Below are 1,767 nucleotides of genomic sequence, written 5' to 3' on the forward strand. Positions count from 1 at the left end.
TTTAAATGCACCGACGCACCATCGGTATTCGATGGTGCGTCTGTTTAGCGTGCCAGAATATGAGAAAGATGAAGGCCGCAACCGGCCTTCGATTATCAAGCTTCGGGAGCTTCCGACGCCGGAGCCGGAGCCGGGTCGAGCGCGGGTTCGACCGGAGCTTCGACCGAAGCGCCGATGTCGACGCCGAGCGCACCCTGCTGGCGGGCGATGCCGTCGATCGCAGCCTTGGCGATCAGATCGCAATAGAGCTGGATGGCGCGGGCCGCGTCGTCATTGCCGGGGATCGGGAAGTCGATCTTGTCCGGATCGCAGTTCGAATCGATGATGGCGACGACCGGGATGCCGAGGCGCTTGGCCTCGAGGATCGCGATCGCTTCCTTGTTGGTGTCGATCACGAACATCAGGTCGGGCGTCGAGCCCATGTCCTTGATGCCGCCCAGCGCCTTGTCGAGCTTCTCGCGCTCGCGGTCGAGGTTCAGGCGTTCCTTCTTGGTCAACCCTTGCGCCTCGCCGGCCAGCATCTCGTCGAGCTTGCGCAGGCGCTGGATCGAATTCGAGATCGTCTTCCAGTTGGTCAGCATGCCACCGAGCCAACGCGAGTTGACATAATACTGAGCCGAACGCTGTGCAGCATCGGCGACGATGTCGGACGCCTGGCGCTTGGTGCCGACGAACAGCACGCGGCCACCCTTGGCGACGGTGTCGGAAACCTGCTTAAGCGCCTGGTGCAGCAAAGGCACCGTCTGCGACAGGTCGATGATGTGGATGTTGTTGCGGGCGCCATAGATGTAGGGCGCCATCTTCGGGTTCCAGCGGTGGGTCTGGTGGCCGAAGTGAATGCCAGCTTCCAAAAGCTGGCGCATGCTGAAATCAGGCAGTGCCATTCAAAGTTCCTTTCCGGTTAGCCTCCACGGACACAGGCATTTTTGGACTTTGTCCTCGAACGCCACCGGAGGTTTCAGCCGGATTTCTCCCGGGCAGACACCAAAGTCCGTGTGTGGAATGAGCGCGCATATAGAGGGGATGCGCGATAAACGCAAGCGCCGCGGGATTTGTGATGCGGCGTGCGACGATCCGCGCCCTGCCGTCAGCGCTTTATCTTCCCGTTCGGCACTCGCACTCGCCGGAAGACCGCGACGATCTCCTCGCGGCTGCATTCGATGGCGCCGAGCCGCACCGCTCGATCGCGCTCGAAGCCGGTTATGTCATAATGCGGCGCCGATGTCTTGGGCGGCCCCTGGTAGGATGAGCGCTTGAGACCGAGCCGGGCGGCAAAGCGATGCAACTCGTCGGTGTCGTCGGCCAACAGATGGCACCAGCGATGGCCGGCCCAGTTCCAGATCGCTGCGTCGACATAGACCGCCATGAAGCTTGCTGTTTGCCTTCCATCCTCCACCACAGCGGGCCACGTGGCCCGTCAGGATGTCAGGGACGATAGAATGGATTCGGATAGAAAATGAAGCTGCCCTTGGCTGCAAGCTCGGCCACAATGTTGGTGACTGTATCCTGCATGCGACGGTGCAGCTCGGCAACCGCATCGTCGATAGAGTCCGCATGCTCATGCAAGCCCAGTGCCTCCGGCACCCGGATGTGGGCGCAACGCGGCCCGACCGGCTGCGGAACGAACCGATTCATCGTGTCGCGCAGCCCACCTCGACAATAGTCGTTGCGGATCCGCTTCAGATGTTCGGCGATATCCTCCTGCGTGATGCGGGGATTGGCGCCGGGCCCAGGGTCCGACGCGTTGCAGCCTCTGAACCCTATCGG

2 protein-coding genes and 1 pseudogene are annotated in these 1,767 nt (G+C 61.9%); all 3 read right to left on the bottom strand.

Annotation, left to right across the window (positions count from 1 at the left end):
- Positions 1-95: 95 nt before the first annotated feature.
- Positions 96-884, bottom strand: coding sequence for a 30S ribosomal protein S2 (rpsB, locus tag EOC06_RS36680; protein WP_023812937.1), 789 nt, complete (start codon positions 882-884; stop codon positions 96-98).
- A 203-nt stretch (positions 885-1,087) separates the two neighbouring features.
- Positions 1,088-1,366: a DUF4031 domain-containing protein gene (locus EOC06_RS36685; RefSeq protein ID WP_127395824.1), complete on the bottom strand. Its 279-nt coding sequence runs from the start codon at positions 1,364-1,366 to the stop codon at positions 1,088-1,090.
- Between the two features lie 59 nt (positions 1,367-1,425).
- Positions 1,426-1,767 (bottom strand): annotated as a pseudogene (locus EOC06_RS36690) (hypothetical protein); the annotation flags it as partial.

It is taken from the genome of Mesorhizobium sp. M7A.F.Ca.MR.362.00.0.0 (genome assembly GCF_004023175.1).
In the GTDB taxonomy this organism is placed as follows: domain Bacteria; phylum Pseudomonadota; class Alphaproteobacteria; order Rhizobiales; family Rhizobiaceae; genus Mesorhizobium.

Bases quoted from the DNA above. Each gene is read 5' to 3' on its own strand.
- rpsB (WP_023812937.1), bottom strand. From the start codon at position 884: ATGGCACTGCCTGATTTCAGCATGCGCCAGCTTTTGGAAGCTGGCATT.
- EOC06_RS36685 (WP_127395824.1), bottom strand. From the start codon at position 1,366: ATGGCGGTCTATGTCGACGCAGCGATCTGGAACTGGGCCGGCCATCGC.